This window comes from Petrocella sp., from assembly GCF_059865615.1.
In genome coordinates, this window is sequence record NZ_JCBCDA010000102.1 from 88,587 (window position 1) to 110,090 (window position 21,504).

Below are 21,504 nucleotides of genomic sequence, written 5' to 3' on the forward strand. Positions count from 1 at the left end.
ACTCCTTTTTGAGCTATAATAGCAGATTGGTAGTTTGTATAAGACATTTGAAGGCGCAATTAGGACAAGATGGAGGGGGCTACAGTGCCTATATGTATACACGTTTTTTTTGTTGGTATAACGCTAATCTTTATGTTAAAATAGTAGTATGTAGACTAGGCTTTATGTTAACACGAAGTAGAACAGACGCGCAATAGAAGGGAGAGATTAAAATGGCAACTAAAGAATTAGTGGGCTTGCTACTTGCAGGCGGACAAGGCAGTAGGTTAGGCGTATTGACATCTTCAACTGCAAAGCCAGCCATCCCATATGGTGGTAAGTTTAGAATCATTGATTTTCCTTTAAGCAATTGCATCAATTCAGGTATCGATACGGTAGGTGTTTTCACTCAATATGAACCCTTAGAGTTAAACGCCCACATCGGCATTGGTAAGCCTTGGGATTTGGATCGTAATAATGGTGGCGTAACAATTTTATCACCCTATTTAAGGTCGGAAAATAATGACTGGTTTACCGGAACAGCTAACGCGGTTTACCAAAATATTCATTATATTGATAAGATAGCACCAGAATATGTGGTGATTCTATCAGGTGACCATATTTATAAAATGGATTACGCTAAAATGTTGGAAGCACACAAAAAAAATGAAGCAGATGCGACGATATCTGTTTTTGAAGTACCAATTGAGGAAGCTAGCCGTTTTGGTTTGATGAATACGGATGCGACGAATCGCATTCTTGAGTTTGAAGAAAAACCGGCTCAACCTAAGAGTAATTTAGCTTCTATGGGTGTCTATATATTCACATGGGAGATTTTGAGAGAATACTTAATTCGTGACGATGATAATGAAGCATCTGAAAAAGATTTTGGTAAAAACATTATTCCAATGATGCTTGAAGAAAACAAAAGGATGTTTGCTTATGCTTTTGAAGGCTATTGGAAAGATGTTGGTACCATTCAGTCCTATTGGGAGTCTAACATGGATTTGATTGAACGTGTACCAGAATTTAATTTATTTGACCACAATTGGAAAATTTATACAACTAACCCGGTTATGCCAGCTCATTATATTGGTCCAAAGGGAAGTGTCAAAAAATCAATTGTTGCAGAAGGATGTATGGTATATGGAACAGTTAGAAACTCGATTATTTTCCCAGGCGTCATTATAGAAGAAGGTGCATACGTAGAAGATTCTATTATTATGTCCAACGCAGTCATTGGTAAGAATACTAAGATTTATAAAAGTATTCTTGCAGAAAAAGTGGTTGTAGGAGAAGGCGTGGAAATGGGTGTTGGCGAATTGGTGGTTAATACAATTAAACCGGATATTTATAACACAGGCATTAATGTAATTGCTGAAAGTGCGTTTATACCGGACCAAGCTATACTTGGGAAAAATGTCGTTATCCACAAATGCGTCGATGCCTCGGACTATGCTACATTGAACATAGCTTCCGGAGGAACAGTATTTAAAGGAGGTACGAGACATGAGTAGAGCTTTAGGAATCATTATTACAGGTGGACGAAAAGAAAGCATGAAAGAATTGGTAGCAAAAAGGTCAGTATCAGCAATACCGGTAGGTGGAAAATATAGGGCTATCGATTTTGTTCTATCCAATATGATTAACTCAGGCATTGACAAAGTTGGAGTTGTTACGCAATACAGTTTCAGATCTCTTATGGATCATCTGGGTGCTGGTAAAGAATGGGATCTTGATCGAAGGAACAATGGCCTATTCATGTTTCCACCCTATTTAGCAGGAGAGAATTCAGGCTGGTATAGAGGTTCGGCGGATGGCATGTACAGTAATATTTCTTTTTTGAAGCGAAGCACAGATGAGTATGCCATCATAGCGACAGGGAATTGTATTTATAGAATGGACTTTAATCTATTGGTAGATGCCCATGAAAAACAAAAGGCAGACATTACAATTATGTACCGAGATATGTCGGAACTTGACCCGGTCGAGCTTAAAGAATTTGGTATCATTAAACTTGACAATCAGGGACGTGTTATTGATCTTAGGGAAAAACCTCAATCACCAGATGGTAAAATAGCATCACTTGGGGTATATGTTATGAAACGCACATTGCTCATTGAACTTCTTGAAGAGAGTGAAGCTCATGGCCATTATGACTTTGTTAAAGATATTTTGATTCGTAAGTTAAATAAACTCAATATAATGGGATATGAATATAAGGGCTATTGGCGTTCACTAAGTTCAATATCCATGTTCTATAACTGTAATATGGATATGATTGAACCGGAAGTGCGTCAAGAATTATTCAATACGGATGGTAAGGTCTTTACAAAAGTTAAAGATGAGACGCCTACGAAGTATAATGAAGAAGCAGTGGTCAACCATTCTATTATTGCAGATGGTTGTATCATCGAAGGTGAGGTTTATAACAGTGTTCTATCAAGGGGCGTAAAAATTGGTAGAGGTGCAGTTGTTAGAAACAGTATTATTATGCAAGATACGGTGATAGAACCCAATGCAAATCTAGACTATGTCATCCTAGACAAAGAAGTAACGGTCAAAGAAGGCAAAGCTTTAAAAGGGGAGCGAAGTTTCCCAATTATTGTAGGCAAACATATAGAAATCTAACAAATCTAAACCTAATGTGTAATGTGATGATCAGAGTCTCTAGGTGAATAAAAGCTTAGAGACTTTTTTTACTCTTTAAAAATTGAAAAATTCAAAGTTTATTGAAGGCCGTCTCATGAAAACGCTTCCACAAACTGTATGTCGGCAGACAGCTCCGGCTGTTGTAGCTAATCCACGGATAAGTTTTTATAGGACGAGTTAAGATGGCACAAAAGCGATCGCTTATACTTTCACAGTATACTTTTCTAACTTTGCAAAAGAATTTAAACTTCCTTAATAACTAGAAGGACAAATATATGTTATAATGTAGAGGTAACAATTGAAAATAATATTCATAATCCTATGCATAAATAGGCAAATAAACCTAAAGGAGGTAGTTTATGGAAACATTACCCATTCTCCTCATAGCCATCGGTATTCTATTATTAATTGCAGAAATATTTATACCAAGCTTTGGCATCACTGGCGGTATAGGCATTGTGGCTATTTTGATTGGCGTCATTATGACAAGCAATACAGTAGCTGAAGGCGTTGTGATGTTTTTGCTTATCTTACTAGTAGCCATTATTCTCATGTACTTAGCCTATAAATTCATAGCATCTAGGAGAAGCCCCTTAATTCAGAAAGCCCAACTAAATGAAGAAATTCTAAAAAGTGATTTGAACGAACTTGTGGGCAAAAAAGGTGTCGCTTTAACCTCACTTAGACCTTCTGGTAAAGGCGTATTTGTTGGCTTGGAGTTAGATGTATTAACAAAAGGTAGTTTTATTACAAAAGGTTCTAAAATTATAATATCAGAAATGGAAGGCAAAAAAATCTTTGTTAAAAGTATAGAATAGGAGGTATTGATATGGAACAACCCATTGGTATGTTACTCATAGTTTCTTTGGTGGTACTGTTTTTGGCTTTGTTTTTTAGCGTTATTCCGGTAAGATTGTGGATTGCCGCTATTTCATCCAATGTCAAGGTCAGTATAGCTGGCTTAATAGGTATGAAGCTACGTCGTGTAAAGCCGAATCTAATTGTATTGCCTTTGATTCGAGCGGTAAAAGCAAATATAGATGTGGATATTAATCAGCTAGAATCTCATTTGCTAGCAGGCGGAAAAGTTGGTCGTGTTGTAGACGCTCTAATAGCAGCGCACAGGGCTAAATTAGATCTGACTTTTGAACGGGCAGCCGCTATTGATTTGGCAGGTCGTGATGTACTTGAAGCGGTAAAAATGAGTGTTACCCCTAAGGTAATCGAAACACCTTTGGTCGTAGCAGTTGCAAAAAACGGTATTGAGGTCAAAGCGTTGGCAAAAGTAACGGTACGAGCCAACCTTGATCGATTAGTAGGTGGTGCAGGTGAAGAAACCATTATCGCAAGGGTTGGTGAAGGTATTGTCACCACAGTCGGTTCAAGTGAAAGTCACAAAGAAGTTCTAGAAAACCCGGATATGATTTCTGAACGGGTCTTAAATAAAGGCCTGGACTCTGGAACCGCATTTGAAATCCTTTCGATAGATATTGCAGATATTGATTTGGGTAAAAATATTGGTGCAAGGCTTCAAGCAGAACAAGCAGAAGCAGATAAACAAATCGCTCAAGCAAAAGCTGAAGAACGACGAGTTTTTGCCATCGCGAGAGAACAAGAAATGAAAGCTTTGGTTGAAGAAATGAAGGCGAAAGTGGTTGAAGCTGAAGCGCAGGTGCCCCTTGCTATAGCGGAGGCATTTAGAAAAGGCAATATTGGTGTGATGGATTATTATAATCTAAAAAACATTCAGGCGGATACAGGTATGAGAGAGTCTATTGGTGAAAGTGACAAGGAAATCTAGGAGGCGTGGATATGAGAAGCCTTAAAAAAGAAGTAAAAAGTCTGACAAAGAAGGAGCTAAGGAAGGCGATACTTTTAAAAGAAATACTTGGAAAACCAAAAGCACTGGATAATAGGATTATAAAACACAAATAAAAGTTAAAGTCGTTTATAACAAAGACACAGATCAGACCCGGAACATACCTGGTCTGTGTCTTTTCCTTTGTTCTTGGTTCTTCTTGACAGTCTGACATTCCTATGATATATTCATAACAATCGAGTATAAGATAGCATGATGAATAAGAGGAGTACTCTTAAATTGGTTTTTTAAGCGAGTTCGGGGTGGTGAAAGCCGAATAGGAACTATAAGAGGAATGGTGCTTAGGAGTGCATTGATGATGAGTGGGTATTTTACCAATTAGGGTGGAACCGCGGAAGTGACATGCTTTCGTCCCTTATGACTAGGGATGGCAGGGTGTTTTTTTAATATCTTAACATCTATATATGAAAGCTGAAAGGGTGATAATCATGGAAAAAACAATGGAAAAAATTGTAGCATTGGCAAAAGCAAGAGGATTTGTCTATCCTGGATCAGAGATATACGGTGGGTTAGCCAACACATGGGACTATGGACCTCTTGGTGTAGAGCTAAAGAACAATGTAAAGAAGGCTTGGTGGCAGAAGTTTGTCAAAGAAAGTCCTTACAATGTGGGTGTCGATTGTGCCATATTGATGAACCCACAAGCTTGGGTTGCTTCAGGTCATGTAGGTGGGTTTAATGACCCATTGATGGATTGTAAAGCATGTAAAGAACGTTTCCGAGCAGACAAAATGATTGAAGATTACATGGAAACTCAAGGCATTATCATTGAAGATCCTGTAGATTCATGGTCTAATGAAGCAATGAAAGCTTACATAGAGGACAATAACATAGATTGTCCTTCCTGTGGTAAACATGACTTTACAGACATTAGACAGTTTAATTTGATGTTCAAGACCTTCCAAGGTGTAACAGAAGATGCCAGAAATACAGTGTATTTACGTCCTGAGACGGCTCAAGGTATTTTTGTTAACTTCAAAAATGTACAAAGAACGTCCAGAAAGAAAGTGCCGTTTGGTATTGCACAAGTTGGAAAATCGTTTAGAAATGAAATAACACCAGGTAATTTTACATTTAGAACGAGAGAATTTGAGCAGATGGAATTAGAGTTTTTCTGTAAGCCAGGAACGGATATCGAATGGTTCTCTTATTGGAAAGCTTTTTGTGTCAACTGGTTAGAGGAACTTGGTATGACCAAAGACCATATGCGCGTTAGAGACCATAGCCCTGAAGAATTATCTCATTATTCTAATGCTACAAGTGACATTGAATTCTTATTTCCCTTTGGCTGGGGTGAGTTATGGGGTATTGCCTCAAGAACGGATTTTGACTTAACACGTCATCAAGAACATTCCGGTCAGGATTTGACTTACTTTGATCAAGAAGCCAATGAAAAATATGTACCTTATTGTGTAGAGCCTTCGCTTGGGGCTGACCGTGTGACGCTGGCTTTTTTATGTGAAGCCTATGACGAAGAGACCTTAGAGAACGGTGAAATCAGAACAGTTTTAAGATTCCATCCGGCACTTGCGCCGATGCAGATGGCCATTTTACCACTGTCTAAAAAACTCAATGATGATGCTCAAAAGGTTATGGACTTGCTTAGCAAATATTACAATGTGGAATTTGATGATCGTCAAAGTATTGGTAAACGCTACAGACGTCAAGACGAAATTGGAACACCCTTTTGTATAACTTATGATTTTGACTCGAATGAAGATCAATCTGTAACCATCCGTCATAGAGACTCAATGGAACAGGAACGCGTAAAAATCAGTGAGCTCTTGGAATATTTTCATAATAAATTTGATTTTTAGTAGGTTTACAGTATGAAATAAAATCAAGATATATACAAACTATATAAAATAGACAAAAATTTAACGAAAATGTTTTACTTTTCGTTAAAATCCTTAAATAGCTTCAAGGAACTATAAAAAATGGGAATTTAGGGTACACATTTTGTCTTGTTGTGTTATAATATATAAGGGCAAAAGATGTGATTTTGCCCTTATATATATGTGTGTGAAAACAGGCCAACCCTGTTTACAATAAACGCAACGGATTAGGGTGGTTTTGATTTTTTGGTAGTTTGAGACAACCTGAAACGTTGACAATTAAATTTATTTAGGAGGACAAAGAATGAGCAAAAAGTTTGTTTATATGTTCAGTGAAGCAGATGGGTCCATGAAAAACCTATTAGGTGGTAAAGGTGCGAATCTTGCTGAAATGACTAAATTAGGACTTCCAATCCCTCAAGGATTTACAGTTTCAACAGAAGCCTGTATCAAGTACTATGAAGATGGAAGGAAGATTACAGACGAGATCAAGGCTGAAATCAGAGCATCTTTGGCAAAACTTGAAGAAATCACCGGAAAGACTTTTGGTGATAATAACAAACCATTATTAGTATCTGTACGTTCTGGTGCGAGAGCATCTATGCCTGGTATGATGGATACGGTACTTAATTTAGGTCTTAATGATGTATCAGTTGAAGGATTTGCAGTAGCAACAGGCAATCCAAGATTTGCGTATGATTCATACAGAAGATTTATTCAGATGTTCTCAGACGTGGTTAAGGGACTTCCAAAATCACAATTTGAGCGTGTTCTTGATGAAATCAAAGAGTCCAAAGGATTTGAAAACGACTTAGAGTTGTCAGCAGACGACCTTAAAGAAGTTGTAGAAGCTTTCAAAGCTTTATATGTTAAACATGAAGGTACAGAATTCCCACAAAAGCCAGTAGAACAACTTATGGCGGCAATTGATGCGGTATTTGATTCATGGAACAATGAAAGAGCAGTGATTTATAGAAGAATGCATGATATTCCAGGTAGCTGGGGAACAGCAGTTAATGTTCAATCTATGGTATTTGGTAATATGGGTGATACATCCGGTACAGGTGTTGCCTTTACAAGAAACCCATCAACTGGTGAACGTGGTATTTACGGTGAGTATTTATTAAATGCTCAAGGTGAAGACGTTGTTGCCGGTATCAGAACGCCAGAGCCTATCACAAGACTTGAAAATGATATGCCAGAAGCATATGCAGAATTCATGAGACTTGCTACTAAGCTTGAAAATCATTATAAAGATATGCAAGATATGGAATTTACAATTGAAGATAAAGTGCTTTATTTCTTACAAACACGTAATGGTAAAAGAACAGCTCAAGCAGCTCTTAAAATTGCGGTTGATTTGGTAGATGAAGGTTTATGTACAAAAGAAGAAGCTTTACTAAAAGTGGATCCAAAACAATTAGACCAATTGCTTCACCCTAACTTTGATGTAGAAGCATTAGCAGCGGCAAAAGTTTATGGTTCAGCACTTCCAGCATCACCAGGTGCAGCAGCAGGACAAGTATACTTTAATGCTGATGATGCAGTTGCAGCAAAAAAACGTGGTGAGCGTGTTATCTTAGTAAGACTTGAGACTTCACCAGAAGATATTGAAGGTATGGATGCAGCGCAAGGTATCTTAACAGCTCGTGGTGGTATGACTTCTCATGCAGCCGTTGTTGCACGTGGCATGGGTACTTGCTGTATATCCGGTTGTGGAGAAATCAAAATAAATGAAGCAGCAAAAACCTTTACTTTAGGCGGAAAAACTGTTGCAGAAGGTGATTTTATTTCACTTGATGGTTCAACGGGCAAAATCTACCTTGAAGAAATAAAAACAGTTGATCCTGAAATAAGTGGCGACTTCAGTAAATTTATGGGTTGGGCAGATGACGTAAGAACACTTAAAGTCAGAGCCAATGCGGACAGTCCTAAGGATGTAATCAACGCTGTAGAGTTTGGTGCAGAAGGTGTTGGACTTTGTCGTACAGAGCACATGTTCTTTGAAGAAGACAGACTGCCAAAAATCCGTCAGATGATCGTATCCAATACAGTTGAAGAAAGAGAAGCAGCTCTGGCCGAGTTAATTCCTTTCCAAAAGGCTGACTTTAAAGGTATGTACAAAGCACTTGCAGGTAAGCCAATGACAGTTCGTCTTCTTGATCCCCCACTTCATGAGTTCTTACCTCAAGAAGAAGGCGACATTAGAGAATTAGCTAAAGAAATGGGCTTAACTTTTGAAGCGTTAAAAGAAACTGTAGAAAGCCTACATGAGTTTAACCCAATGCTTGGCCATAGAGGTTGTAGACTTGCAGTAACCTATCCTGAAATCGCAGTTATGCAAACTCGTGCCATTATAGAAGCCGCAGTGGAAGTTATAGCAGAAGAAGGTATTGACGTTATCCCAGAGATTATGATTCCTCTTGCTGGTGAAGTTAAAGAACTTGCATATGTTAAGAATGTTGTAGTAGATACAGCTGAGAAAGTAATTGCAGAAAAAGGCGTTAAGCTTAAGTATCTGGTTGGAACCATGATTGAGATTCCACGTGCAGCTTTAACTGCAGACTTGATTGCAGCAGAAGCTGAGTTCTTCTCATTTGGTACCAATGACTTAACACAAATGACATTTGGTTACTCAAGAGACGATGCTGGTGCTTTCCTTGATGATTACTACAAAAAATCCATACTTGAATCAGATCCATTTGCTAGACTTGACCAAACAGGTGTTGGCCAGTTAGTTGAAATGGCAGTTGTAAAAGGTAGAGCAGCAAGACCAGATATCAAGCTTGGTATCTGTGGTGAGCATGGTGGAGACCCATCATCCATAGAATTCTGTCACAATGTTGGACTTGATTATGTTTCTTGTTCACCATTCCGTGTTCCGATAGCAAGACTTGCAGCAGCACAAGCAGTATTAAATAACAGATAATCACAGAAATTAAAAAGCCTTCGCATATGCGAAGGCTTTTTTTAATGATTTTAAAACAAATATCACTGTAACTCAGCTAAGCCAACATAAACCATGAAGTTCCTGGAAGCAGACTGCCGACTTTTGGTGCATAACTGACTTATTATTCCCATTGGCTTAGCAACAACTCAGCCGCTGCTATGGTGGCAGCTTGAACTGCTTCTTGTACCTCACTTCTTCCTAACCAGTTATTTCCTTGATTGTCATAAAGACTTTCAAGAAAACGTTTTAAGTCTAATCGGGTATATTTTGGATCGTTTTCTTTAGAATGATTAAGTTGTCCATAAACCAGTTGGAAAGTTTCTTCATACTTCATATCAATAGATGTATCTGCAAACATAATGTGATAACCTCCTTGCATATCCTATATATTAAATAGAGTATATCACAATATGAAATTATATGTCAATCCATGTTGCCCAATATTAAATATAATGATAGAATATTCATGTGCCAAGGAAAGAAATAATCGGGATAGGATGGACAATAATATGAATAAAAAGTATTTATTCAAAAGGCGTAATGCAATAATCTGTTCAATCGTGTTTATAAGTCTATTTTTTAATATGAAAATATTTGCTATGCAAGATGGTTCTCAACATAGCTATGACTATCCCCATGTCTTGTTGATTAACTCTTACCACAAAGGCTTTGGATGGACAGATACTCAAACAGATGCCATTATCGAAGCCTTTAGAACTTATAATGAAAATATTATTGTATCTGTTGAATACCTGGATTGGAAAAGATATCCAAATGAAGAAAATTTGGACTTACAATATCATGTCATTTTGCATAAATACAGGTACGTTAATACGGACCTTATCATGACAACAGATGACATTGCTATGGAATTTGCCATCCAACATAGAGATGGCATTTTTGCAGGAAAACCAATTGTCTATACCGGTGTATTAGAGGAATCGGCTATAAGACGTACTCAAGACGTTGAGAATATAATTGGTGTATATGAGGTGTTAGATAGTGCAGGCACAGTGGATCTAATGTTAGAGCTACAACCGGAGATTCATAATATATATGTGGTTTGTGACGCTACAGAAAGTGGTAAAGATGTCAGTCATGCTATTGTTGAGGCTATTGAAAGCTCTGATACTAACCTAAGCTATAGAATTCTTGATGATTTAAGTTATGAGCAAATCATGACATTACTTGAGGGAGCACAAGAAGGTAATGCTGTCATTATGGGTACTTATACCATGGATAGCCAAGGCAAAAAGAAATCAAATGAAACATTCTCAAAGGAGCTGGCGGAGATAACAACCCTCCCCATGTATACTGTCTATGAGTATCTATTGGATTATGGTGTCATTGGTGGCAGTTTACTCAGTGGCACGATGCAAGGAACCTATGGTGCCGGTTTGGCAATTGGGCTCATAGAGGGTACACCGATGGAATCTTTGGAAACAGTTAATATAAAACCGGTCTACTATGGCTTTGATTATATATATTTAGAAAAAAATAATATTGATTTAGAGGATATACCTGCAGGAAGCGTCGTTATTAATCGTCCTATATCTTACTATGAAATGCATAGGGAAGTTATACTTATTTTTTCAGGTATTACACTAATCCTTCTAGTATTTATAATCATTTTAAGCTATAACGTTAAGATGCGGAAAAAAGCACAAAAGGATTTGGAAGAGGAACATAATACATTAATATCAACATATGAAGCATTAACTGCATCAGAAGAGGAGTTGAAAGCTCAGAACGAGGAACTTATAGAACAACAGGAGAAAATCAATTATTTAGCTTATAATGACTTTTTGACAAAACTACCTAATCGTTTACATATGGAGAAATATTTTGCCATGCTGGTTAAAAACACCAATAGACTTCATCCGAAAGTGATGATGGCTTTTATAGATATTGATAATTTCAATTATATAAATACAGCCCATGGTCATCAAATTGGAGATCGCTTGCTACAAGAGATCAGTGATTTGTTTAAGACATATATTCAAGATAAAGGCACCATTGGTCGTATTGGAGGTGATGAGTTTATATGTCTTGTTGGTATTGAAGAAAGATTTGATTGTAAAGATTATATAGATGGTTTAATGGATAAGATTAATAGAAGTCTTGAAATCAGTGGAAAACAATTGTTTGTTACAGCAAGCATCGGTTATGCAATCTATCCTGATGATGGTTTGACCTATGATGAACTGCTTATTAGAGCGGATATGGCTATGTACAAAATGAAGTCAATGGGTAAAGCCAAGGCAAGCCGTTTTGATATAGAGATGAACCAGGAAATGACGGATAAAATCAATCTTACCAATGCATTAAAGTATGCGTTGTTAAAAGATGAATTCCATTTAGTTTATCAACCACAATACAATAGTAAAAGCCAAAAAATAGTTGGTTATGAAGCCCTAATTAGATGGAACAGTCATACTTTAGGACAGGTATCACCTGCTCGCTTTATTCCCATAGCTGAATCAACAGGCGACATAGTAGAGATTGGGAAGAAGGTCATAGAAGAAGCGGCTAGATTTGCAAAAAGAATCAATAATTTGGATGGGGATATCATTAAAGTTGCCGTTAATATTTCTGTTGTTCAGTTATTGCACTCTGATTTTGTTGATATTGTAAAAACAATTGTTGAAACTGAGGAGGTTAATCCAAATTGGATTGAATTTGAAGTAACAGAATCCATATTAATTAAATCATTTGATTTAGTTAATAAACAGTTAAAAGTCATATCCGAAATGGGTATTGATATAGCTTTAGATGATTTTGGTACAGGTTACTCATCCTTAACATACCTAAGAAAACTACCTATATCGACCCTTAAAATTGATAAAACCTTTATTGATGACATACTAAATGAAGGTGAGAATCATTTTTTTACCAGAGCGATTATTGACATTGCGCACAGATTGAACTTTAGGGTTGTAGCCGAAGGCGTTGAAGAACAATTTCAACTGGATTACTTAAGAGCGGGTAATTGTAATACAATCCAAGGCTATTTGTTCAGTAAGCCACTTATTGAAGGGGACGCACTAGAACTGCTCCAGAATTACAAGTAGCTTTTTAGATTGATGGTAGATGGTTCATGTATACCTGTGAATCAGCGAACTTGACATTCATAGTTTCACCATGTAGTATAGCAATAGAAATTAGTCTAATTGTGACATATAATAGGAGAAAATCATGGCAGAATCATTACAAGGTAGTGGGTGTACGTTAAGCATCCCCACAATTCCGTTAAAATCAGTAAAAGAAATAGAACGTAGTATCATTAAAACATATAGAAAAGAGATATGGTCAAGATTTATTAAAGCCGTAAAAGCATTTAACCTAGTTGAAGAAGGCGATCGAATTGGCATTGGCGTATCTGGTGGTAAGGATAGTTTGTTGTTATGTAAGTTACTTCAGGAACTGAAAATCCATGGTGACGTTAACTTTGATATCGAGTACCTAGCCATGAACCCAGGTTATCACATTACCAATGAAGAAAGACTAAAAGAAAACTGTAAGCATTTGAATATTCCCATTACTTTTTTTGATTCAGGTATTTTTGGCATTGTAGATGCCATTTCCAGTGATTATCCTTGTTACCTATGTGCCAAAATGCGAAGAGGTGCCCTATACGCTAAGGCGCAAGAGCTTGGCTGTAATAAATTGGCTCTTGGTCATCATTTTGATGATGTGATCGAGACCCAACTGATGAACATTTTTTATGCAGGTACAACAAAGACAATGATGCCAAGACTTAAATCATTGAACTTTGAAGGTCTTGAGCTAATAAGACCTATGTACTACATCCATGAAGAAGATATTAAGAGATTTACCAATCATGCAGGCCTTCAGCCCATGAATTGTGGTTGTGTTGTGGCGGCGAAGAAAACATCGAGCAAACGTCGTGAAATGAAGGAACTAATTGCCAAGCTAAAAAAGAATAATCCAGATATTGATAAATGCATTTTGCAGTCGGCTCATAATGTCAACATGGATTGTATTGTAGGATGGCAGTCAAAGGGTGAAAGACATAGTTTTTTGGATACCTATAAGTAAGAATACAGAACAGTATGTGTTCTTAAGGAGAATATGACATGATAGATAAAAAAGCGATAGAGGACCACATAAGAGGCATACTCATAGCACTGGGTGATGATCCAAACAGAGAAGGTCTTAGAGACACACCAGCTCGAGTAGCAAATATGTACGAAGAAGTTTTTGAAGGCATGACCTATACCAATGATGAACTTATTGAGAAGCTAGGTGTGACCTTCGATGAAGAGGAAATATATGAGAATAGTAAACAAGATATGGTGCTCATGAAAGACATACAATTGTTTAGTTATTGTGAACACCATTTGGCATTAATGTATAATATGAAAGTGGCCGTCGCCTACATACCGAGTAAAAAAGTGATTGGTCTGAGTAAAATTGCACGCATAGCGGATATGGTTGGTAAACGACTTCAGTTACAGGAACGTATAGGTGCTGATATTGCTTATATAATGAGAAAAGTAACAGATACAGAGGATGTGGCAATCATTATTGAAGGTGAGCACAGCTGTATGACCACAAGAGGCATCAAAAAACCAAATACTAAAACAATCACCACAACCTTAAGTGGCAGATTTGAAGATAATATTGAAATCTATCAAAAACTAATGGCGCTTTATAAGGTGTGAGGTGAAACATGTTTTTAATGATTGATAATTATGATTCTTTTGTTTATAACCTGGTTAGGTATATAGAAGAACTGGGTGAACACATACTGGTAAAGCGAAATGATGACATATGCATGGATGATATTAGGCAGTTGAAACCAAAAGGTATCATTTTATCACCCGGTCCCAAGAGGCCGGAAGATGCAGGCATTTGTTTGGAAATTGTTAGAGCATTTGGTGGTATTATACCCATATTGGGCATATGTCTTGGCCATCAAGTCATTGGTCATGTCTATGGTGGTCATGTAACAAAAGGTAAAACCCCGATACATGGTAAGGTTTCAGCGGTCTACCATGATCAGACAGGTTTATATAAAGGATTGAGTATGCCGTTTTATGCAACGCGGTATCATTCATTAGTTGTAGAAGAAACGAATTTGCCGGCTTGTCTTGAAGTTACGAGTCGTTTGGAAGATGGGACGATTATGGGTTTACGCCATAAAAACAATAGAGTTGAGGGCGTACAGTTTCACCCTGAAGCAGAGCTGACAGAATATGGTCATGAGTTATTGCATAATTTTATTAAAAGTTGCCACGGATGAGGTTGATATGAGAGTACAAGTGAATGAAATTACAACGGAGCTTTCATCTTTTGATATATTCAGTCTGTTTAAGGATGAAGAAGACATCATTTTTCTGGATAGTTCAAAAGATTCAGAAAAATTAGGAAAACACTCATTTATAGGGTTGAATCCTTATAAAAAAATAACCTATGATCAAAAAATAATAACCCTTGACAATCAGAAGATAGATGGTAATCCTTTCGAAGTATTAAAGGAAATTCTTGGCGCTAATCGGATTCAAAATACATTTGATTTGCCATTTGTTGCAGGATGTATGGGCTATTTCGCTTATGACTTGGTTAGGGATATTGAGAAACTACCAAACATTGCAAAACCTATCATGGAGATACCTGTAATGAATTTTGTGTTTTATCATCATATATTGATCTTTGATCATCATAGTCACAAAACGTATTTGTCCGTTTTCGATCCCAATCAAAATTCTGATCAAAAAATGATTTTCGAACTGGAAAAAAAAACAACTCAAATCATAGAGATTATAAAGTTAGGTCATCCTGTTTTAGTCAAAAAGACAGTTGAGGAAGCTGTAACGTTCACTTCTTGCTTTGATGAGGCAACATATATAAAGGCAGTAGAAAAAATGAAAGAATATATATTAAACGGTGATATTTATATTGCCAATATGACCCATACTTATACAGCTACAACCAATCACAATGCCTACGATATATACAAGTCTTTACGAAAAGTGAATCAAGCCCCCTTTAGTGCCTTTATGAGTCTAGATGAAACAGAAATCTTATGTTCATCGCCGGAGCGATTCATGCAGATTAGAGATAATAAGGTGGAAACCAGACCGATAAAGGGGACACGACCTCGAGGTATGACAGAAGACGAAGATGAAGCATATCGCTTAGAACTTGAGAAAAGTGAAAAAGACAAATCGGAGTTGCTAATGGTGGTTGATTTGGAACGTAATGATTTAAGCAAAGTTTGTAGACCTTATACAGTAAAAGTGACGGAGTTATTTGGTATTGAATCTTATGCCACAGTGCACCATTTGGTAGCAACCATTGTTGGGAAATTGAAGCAAGATATGACCGCAGTGGATTGTATAAAAGCTTGCTTTCCCGGAGGTTCCATCACTGGAACACCTAAGATTCGGGCCATGGAAATAATTGAAGAATTAGAACCAACGAGACGGCACTTATATACAGGTTGTATTGGCTATTTTGGATTTGACGGGAGTGCAGATTTTAACATTGTCATACGAACAATCATCAAACAGAAAGAAAGGATAGCTATTGGTGTGGGTGGCGGAATTACATGGGAATCAAACCCAAAAGCCGAATATGAAGAAACCTTAGATAAAGCAAAGGCTCTATTTAAAGCGATTCGACTTAAGGAGATAGATATATGAAAGCGTTAATAAATAATGAAATCCTAAATATTGAAACCATGTATCCGGATCGAGGCTATTTCTACGGTTATGGTGTATTTGAAACCATACGGGTGATTCATGGTAGAGGTATGTTCTTAGACAATCATATATCGAGATTAAATAGTGGATTAAAGTATTTAGGCATTTCAAAAGTGCTAAGTATAAATGAAGTTTTGGTGGCAATAGATGCCCTGTCTTGTTACAATGGTGTGTTGAAAATCAATGTTTCAGAAGAAAACACAGTTTTTATGACTCGACCATTGAATTATAGCCAGAAACAATATGAAGAAGGTTATAAATTGATGGTATCAACAGTTAAAAGAAATCCGACAAGCCATACCGTTGCCATCAAATCCATGAATTATTTGGATAATATTTTTGAACTTGAAAGAGCAAAGGAACAGGGTTTTAATGATACTCTTTTTTTGAATATACATGATGATGTATGTGAAACAGCGATTGCCAATATATTTATGATCGAAAACAACAAGATTATTACACCGGATGCCTCCTTAGGTTTACTAAAGGGCATTGTTAGACAATGGATGATGGATGCTTACCCCGTCACGGAGGAACGTATAACTTTGAATCGGCTATTAACAAGTGATGGTGTATTTGTAACCAATAGCGTCATGGGTATTATGAAAGTCTTAGTCATAGATGAAGTGGCATTGAATCAACATAAGATTATACAGCAAATTTCCAATAGATACGATAAGGTTCTAGATAGTATGAGTAGAGGTTTATGAAGAAGATTCAGAGAATAATTGAGAATAAAGATTACCAGTATTACTTAAGAGAAATAGAAAAAATTGAAGTCAACCGTGTGTATTGCAAGCATGATATGGCTCATTTTCTGGACGTGGCTCGAATTGCTTGGATTATATGTTTGGAAAATGAGATAAAATATGATAAGACATGGGTCTATGCATGTGGGCTTCTTCATGACATCGGAAGAGGGTGTCAATATGCAACAGGTGAGCCACATGAAGCTGCTGGAGCGAGATTGGCAAAAGGTATCTTAGAAACATCCGGGTTTGAAGGTGATGAGATAGAATTCATTTTAAAAGCCATAGCCAATCATAAAAACAAGGCCATAGCCAATCAACAGAATTTGGATGGTATATTATACAGAGCCGACAAAGCTTCAAGAGCTTGCAATACTTGTGGATCAATAGAATCGTGTAATTGGAGTACGAACAAGAAAAATCTAAAAATCGAGGTATAAAGGATGATTATTGGAAAAAAGAAATTTGATTTTCATCATCACGTCTATATTATGGGTATTTTAAATGTGACACCGGATTCATTTTCTGATGGCGGAAAATTTATCGGAAAGGAAGACGCAAAATCACAAGTTGAAAAAATGATTATTGAAGGAGCAGATATCATAGATGTCGGAGGAGAGTCCACGCGTCCGGGACATCTCATTGTGAATGAAGAAGAAGAAATACGTCGGGTGGTACCGGTCATCACAATGATTAAGGCGAATTTTGATACGGTTGTATCCATAGACACTTCTAAAGCAAGGGTGGCAAAAGCCGCACTTGATGCAGGAGCAGATATGGTAAATGATATATGGGGACTTAAGAAAGACCCTGAGATGGCTGATGTGATAGCAGCCTATAATGTACCTTGTTGTATCATGCACAACCGTCCAAAGGGCGGGTATGAAGATTTGATTATTGACATGGTCAAAGACTTGGCAGCTAGTATCGAGTTGGCAGGAAAAGCCGGTATCAAAAGAGAAAAGATCATTATTGACCCAGGTATTGGATTTGCCAAAACCAGAGAAGAGAACCTTAAAATAATGGGAGAGCTTAAGGTGTTTAATCACTTAGGCTATCCGGTACTTCTTGGAACATCTAGAAAATCACTTATAGGTAGCACCTTAGATTTACCGGTTCACGAAAGAGTTGAAGGTACATTGGTAACGACGGTAATTGGACTTCAGTCAGGAGTATCTATATTCAGAGTCCATGATGTATTAGAGAATAAAAGGGCGATTGACATGACCATGGCCATTATGAAAGCAGGTGAATAATTTGGATTACATTTCGGTAACGGACCTAGAGGTATATGCCTTTCATGGCGTTTTAGAAGAAGAAAAAAAACAAGGTCAAACATTTTTAATAAGTTTTGATGTCTATCTGGACTTAGAAGCGGCAGGCGCAGAAGATGATCTAGGTCTTTCAGTCAGTTATGCCAGCATGTGCTACACAATAGAAGACTATTTCAAGTCAGAGAAGTATAATTTAATCGAAACACTGGCAGAAGGTGTAGCCAAAAGCCTATTAACAACTTATGATCTTATTAAAGGTGTAAAGGTTACAGTGAAAAAACCACACGCACCTATTGGTCGACCATTTAAATGCGCAAGTGTAACAGTAGAAAGATATTGGCATGAAGCCTATATTGCCATAGGTTCTAATATTGGGAAGCGAGAAGAAATTCTTCTGCAAGCCATTGAAGCCATTAATGTCAGTGGTCACAGTCTAGTTGAAAAAGTGTCCGAACTTAGAGAAACCAAACCATGGGGTTACATAGATCAAGAAGACTTTATTAATGGTGTCATTCGTGTAAAAACGTTGCTGTCACCAAGCAAACTCATGGAATACCTACTGGATATTGAAAAAACGTTCAAAAGAGAAAGAGAAATTCACTGGGGACCAAGAACATTAGACTTAGATCTAATTTTCTATGATGATTTGGTAACTGAAGATGAAAAGGTTGTTTTGCCTCATCCGAGGATGGCTCAGCGCAGATTTGTTCTAAAGCCACTCAGTGAGCTGGCACCCTTTAAAGTTCACCCATTGTTGAAAAAACGTGTCATTGATCTGTTAGCAGCGTTGGAAATGAATGAAGTAAGTCGTTCGTAAAAATTACAAAAGAAATTGAGGTGTCTTATGGATTACAGTATGTTATTAAAACCCTTGATTGGTGCTCTTATTGGTTATTCAACCAACTGGTTGGCCATTAAAATGCTTTTTAAGCCCCATACGGAAGTGCGTATTGGAAAAATAAAAGTACCATTTACACCAGGTGTTATTCCAAGAGAACGAAATAGGATTGCCAAGAGTTTAGGTGGTGCGGTGGGGGATAGACTTCTAACCAAGGAGGTCATCAGCAAAGAACTACTTAATGAGGGCGTCATCGCCCAAATCAAAGCCTATATTACCAAAGATTTGCTTGGCAAACCAAGATCTCTAAAAGAAATCATGGAGAAAGTATTAGGTGATGAATATCCAATTGTTGTCAACAAAATTGGTAAAGGCATAGCAAGAGAAATAGAAGATAAAATTGCTTCTAAGGATATGAATGAGATGCTCTATAGAACCATAAAAGAATATTTGGCAGAAAGACTATCATATAACATGGCACTAGATACTGTCTTGCCCTCTACGGCTTGGATTGATTTGGAATTCATTTTGGAAAATCATAAGGAACAAATATGTGATTATATCATTTGCCAAATACGTCAGCCGCAAGTTGAAGACAAAGTCAATCTAATTGTAGATGAGTTGATTCATGAGAAGGTTGGAGCTCTTGGTGCAATGTTTCTAAATAGCAAAGAGGTGACCACTTCAATATTGGATTATATAGAAAAGACCCTCCATGAGGAGGAAGTGCAAAAGACATTGATTCATGCTGTCATAAATAGTGCTAATGAGGTTATGGTTAACCCAATCTCAGATATACTAGCCCTTAGACAATATGAAGAAATACTTGAAAGGGGAACAGCCCAAATTGTAAAAAGTACTTATGAGCTAATGAACAAAATTAGCTTAAAAGACTTGATTACATCTATCATGCATCCTTTGTTGGAAAAGAAGATTCTTTTAACCACTCATGAACGGGATCAAATAGAATCTAAGATAGAAGTGCTATACATTGCTTTTGTAGAGAATAACATCGGTACATTTCTGAAGAATTTTGAAGTGGCCAAAATAGTTGAAAATGAAGTAAATGACTTTTCAGTTATGGATATTGAACGGTTAATCTTTACAATTGTTAATAAAGAGTTAAATGCCATCACTTGGTTTGGGGCTTTGTTAGGCTTCGTAATGGGGATCGTATATATTTTCATCTGAAACAAACCATTATTAAAAGGCCATTTCATTGGTAAAGATGAGGTGGTTTTTTATGTTTTAAGACAATCCAAATAAGAATGATAAAATCATTGGCGCAAGACTAATCGTACACTAATGAAAATGTGTTAAGTATAAAAATGTATGACTTAGCCACTATAGGAGCTGGAACTATTGGTTTAACGCTGCTTACAAAGCTATAGAATTTGGAAAATAATAAACCGGGGGGTAAATGCACCTGGTCAGGTTGTCTTCCAAGTAAAGCATTGATTAATAAAGCAAAGAAATATAATCAAATGAAAATCTTTATTGCCCTTAATCAAATTTGATAAAGCCTTTAGAAGACCATCTAACTCAACTAGTGACAAAAATGGCAGACATTATTCATCCTTACCCGACTTACGGGGAAGTAGTTGTAAAAATGGGTAAAAAAGCTAAGGAAGATCAAGTGCTAGCCATGCCTTTAGTGAAGCTGTTTAGAAAGTAGGTGTCAAATGGAAAATAATCCATTACGGTTAGACCGTCAATTATGTTTTAGACTATATAAAACATCAAGAGCTATCATTCGAATTTACCAACCTGTATTAGAAAAAATCGCTTTAACATACCCCCCCAGTACTTAGTGATGCTGGTTATGTGGGAAGAAAAAAATAGATTTTAAAATACTAAGTCACATATTAGAGCTGAAAACCGGAACATTGACACCCATCATTCAAAAACTTGAGAAATTAGGCTACATCACTAAAGAAAAACAAAAAAGCGATCAAAGAAAGATTAATCTTGTGATAACTGAAAAAGGGAAAAAAGATAGAGAAAGAAGCATAAAAAATACCGGAAGCACTTTCGAAGGCAACGGGTATTGATAACGTTAGCTATTTAAAGTATATCAAATGGTTAGATGAACTAGGAGATGTGATGAATGAAGCCAATAAGAAACAGAAAGGATAAAATAAAAATGTGGATTGCAATTATAGTCGTTGTTATGGTCTTGGGTGTATCTATATCAATGGTAATAGGAAATATGAAGGTGCCCAAGTTAGGCGTTAGGGAAGGTCTGCTTGCAGAAATGCCAGAAACACCAAATGCCGTTTCCAGTCAAACAAGAGATAAGGCTAAAAAAGTAACACCTTTTCCTTACAAAGAAGACCTTCAGACAACTAAAGAAGAGATGAAATTGGCGGTAAAAGCCTATGGTGATGCAGAGATTGTCGAAGAAGAATCCAATTATATAAGAATGGTTTTTACGACAGGCTTGATGCGGTATAAAGATGATGTAGAGTTTTATTTTGATGATCAAGAAAAAGTAGTGCATTTTAGATCGGCATCAAGAATTGGTTACTCTGATATGGGGTTAAACAGAGAACGCTATAATATTTTGTATGAATATTATATGGAACACTAGATATAGGAAGATGTTTAGAGTGGAATTGGC

General features: G+C 36.9%; 19 protein-coding genes, 1 pseudogene and 1 other annotated feature. Of the genes and pseudogenes, 19 read left to right on the top strand and 1 reads right to left on the bottom strand.

Annotated elements, in window-relative coordinates:
- Window positions 1–212 precede the first annotated feature (212 nt).
- The 7 genes from AC6F8J_RS11065 to ppdK all read left to right on the top strand — a co-directional run bounded on the left by AC6F8J_RS11065 (window position 213) and on the right by ppdK (window position 9,274).
- Complete coding sequence (locus tag AC6F8J_RS11065; protein WP_500723390.1) at window positions 213–1,496, top strand: glucose-1-phosphate adenylyltransferase; 1,284 nt, start codon at window positions 213–215, stop codon at window positions 1,494–1,496.
- A complete protein-coding gene (gene glgD, locus AC6F8J_RS11070) occupies window positions 1,489–2,610 on the top strand; it encodes a glucose-1-phosphate adenylyltransferase subunit GlgD (protein ID WP_500723391.1) in 1,122 nt (373 codons plus the stop codon). Before AC6F8J_RS11065 ends, glgD begins: the two co-directional genes overlap by 8 nt.
- Before the next feature lie 380 nt (window positions 2,611–2,990).
- A complete protein-coding gene (locus AC6F8J_RS11075) occupies window positions 2,991–3,449 on the top strand; it encodes an NfeD family protein (RefSeq protein WP_500723392.1) in 459 nt (152 codons plus the stop codon).
- Window positions 3,450–3,460: 11 nt separating this feature from the next.
- Entirely contained in the window at window positions 3,461–4,432 is a 972-nt protein-coding gene (gene floA / locus AC6F8J_RS11080) for a flotillin-like protein FloA (protein ID WP_275843750.1), read from the top strand.
- Window positions 4,433–4,443: 11 nt separating this feature from the next.
- Window positions 4,444–4,566 carry a hypothetical protein gene (locus AC6F8J_RS11085; RefSeq protein WP_500723393.1) on the top strand — a complete coding sequence of 41 codons (123 nt, stop codon included), beginning with the start codon at window positions 4,444–4,446 and terminating at the stop codon, window positions 4,564–4,566.
- A 130-nt stretch (window positions 4,567–4,696) separates the two neighbouring features.
- Window positions 4,697–4,869 (top strand) — a binding site (T-box leader).
- Window positions 4,870–4,938: 69 nt separating this feature from the next.
- Complete coding sequence (locus AC6F8J_RS11090; RefSeq protein WP_500723394.1) at window positions 4,939–6,327, top strand: glycine--tRNA ligase; 1,389 nt, start codon at window positions 4,939–4,941, stop codon at window positions 6,325–6,327.
- Window positions 6,328–6,649: 322 nt separating this feature from the next.
- Entirely contained in the window at window positions 6,650–9,274 is a 2,625-nt protein-coding gene (gene ppdK / locus AC6F8J_RS11095; RefSeq protein ID WP_500723395.1) for a pyruvate, phosphate dikinase, read from the top strand.
- A 142-nt stretch (window positions 9,275–9,416) separates the two neighbouring features.
- Here the strand turns inward: ppdK and AC6F8J_RS11100 are convergent, their stop codons facing one another.
- Window positions 9,417–9,653, bottom strand: a complete 237-nt coding sequence (locus AC6F8J_RS11100; RefSeq protein WP_500723396.1) for a hypothetical protein — start codon at window positions 9,651–9,653, stop codon at window positions 9,417–9,419.
- A 151-nt stretch (window positions 9,654–9,804) separates the two neighbouring features.
- Between AC6F8J_RS11100 and AC6F8J_RS11105 the strand changes: the two genes are divergently transcribed.
- The 12 genes and pseudogenes from AC6F8J_RS11105 to AC6F8J_RS11160 all read left to right on the top strand — a co-directional run bounded on the left by AC6F8J_RS11105 (window position 9,805) and on the right by AC6F8J_RS11160 (window position 21,474).
- Window positions 9,805–12,366: an EAL domain-containing protein gene (locus AC6F8J_RS11105; RefSeq protein WP_500723397.1), complete on the top strand. Its 2,562-nt coding sequence runs from the start codon at window positions 9,805–9,807 to the stop codon at window positions 12,364–12,366.
- Between the two features lie 124 nt (window positions 12,367–12,490).
- A complete protein-coding gene (locus AC6F8J_RS11110) occupies window positions 12,491–13,354 on the top strand; it encodes a PP-loop family protein (RefSeq protein WP_500723398.1) in 864 nt (287 codons plus the stop codon).
- A gap of 38 nt (window positions 13,355–13,392) precedes the next feature.
- Window positions 13,393–13,980, top strand: coding sequence for a GTP cyclohydrolase I FolE (folE, locus tag AC6F8J_RS11115; protein WP_500723399.1), 588 nt, complete (start codon window positions 13,393–13,395; stop codon window positions 13,978–13,980).
- 17 nt (window positions 13,981–13,997) lie between these two features.
- Window positions 13,998–14,561 carry a glutamine amidotransferase-related protein gene (locus tag AC6F8J_RS11120; RefSeq protein ID WP_500723400.1) on the top strand — a complete coding sequence of 188 codons (564 nt, stop codon included), beginning with the start codon at window positions 13,998–14,000 and terminating at the stop codon, window positions 14,559–14,561.
- A 7-nt stretch (window positions 14,562–14,568) separates the two neighbouring features.
- Window positions 14,569–15,963 carry an aminodeoxychorismate synthase component I gene (gene pabB, locus AC6F8J_RS11125; RefSeq protein WP_500723401.1) on the top strand — a complete coding sequence of 465 codons (1,395 nt, stop codon included), beginning with the start codon at window positions 14,569–14,571 and terminating at the stop codon, window positions 15,961–15,963.
- A complete protein-coding gene (locus AC6F8J_RS11130) occupies window positions 15,960–16,733 on the top strand; it encodes an aminotransferase class IV (RefSeq protein WP_500723402.1) in 774 nt (257 codons plus the stop codon). Before pabB ends, AC6F8J_RS11130 begins: the two co-directional genes overlap by 4 nt.
- Entirely contained in the window at window positions 16,730–17,212 is a 483-nt protein-coding gene (locus AC6F8J_RS11135; RefSeq protein ID WP_500723403.1) for an HD domain-containing protein, read from the top strand. The genes AC6F8J_RS11130 and AC6F8J_RS11135 overlap by 4 nt, the downstream gene beginning before the upstream one ends.
- Before the next feature lie 3 nt (window positions 17,213–17,215).
- On the top strand, window positions 17,216–18,028 hold the full coding sequence (gene folP / locus AC6F8J_RS11140) for a dihydropteroate synthase (RefSeq protein WP_500723404.1): 813 nt from the start codon (window positions 17,216–17,218) through the stop codon (window positions 18,026–18,028).
- A 1-nt stretch (window position 18,029) separates the two neighbouring features.
- On the top strand, window positions 18,030–18,863 hold the full coding sequence (gene folK, locus AC6F8J_RS11145; RefSeq protein ID WP_500723405.1) for a 2-amino-4-hydroxy-6-hydroxymethyldihydropteridine diphosphokinase: 834 nt from the start codon (window positions 18,030–18,032) through the stop codon (window positions 18,861–18,863).
- Between the two features lie 27 nt (window positions 18,864–18,890).
- Window positions 18,891–20,075: a DUF445 family protein gene (locus tag AC6F8J_RS11150; RefSeq protein ID WP_500723406.1), complete on the top strand. Its 1,185-nt coding sequence runs from the start codon at window positions 18,891–18,893 to the stop codon at window positions 20,073–20,075.
- A gap of 641 nt (window positions 20,076–20,716) precedes the next feature.
- Window positions 20,717–20,935: pseudogene (locus AC6F8J_RS11155) on the top strand (MarR family winged helix-turn-helix transcriptional regulator); the annotation flags it as partial.
- 56 nt (window positions 20,936–20,991) lie between these two features.
- Entirely contained in the window at window positions 20,992–21,474 is a 483-nt protein-coding gene (locus AC6F8J_RS11160; RefSeq protein ID WP_500723407.1) for a DUF1499 domain-containing protein, read from the top strand.
- Window positions 21,475–21,504 lie beyond the last annotated feature (30 nt).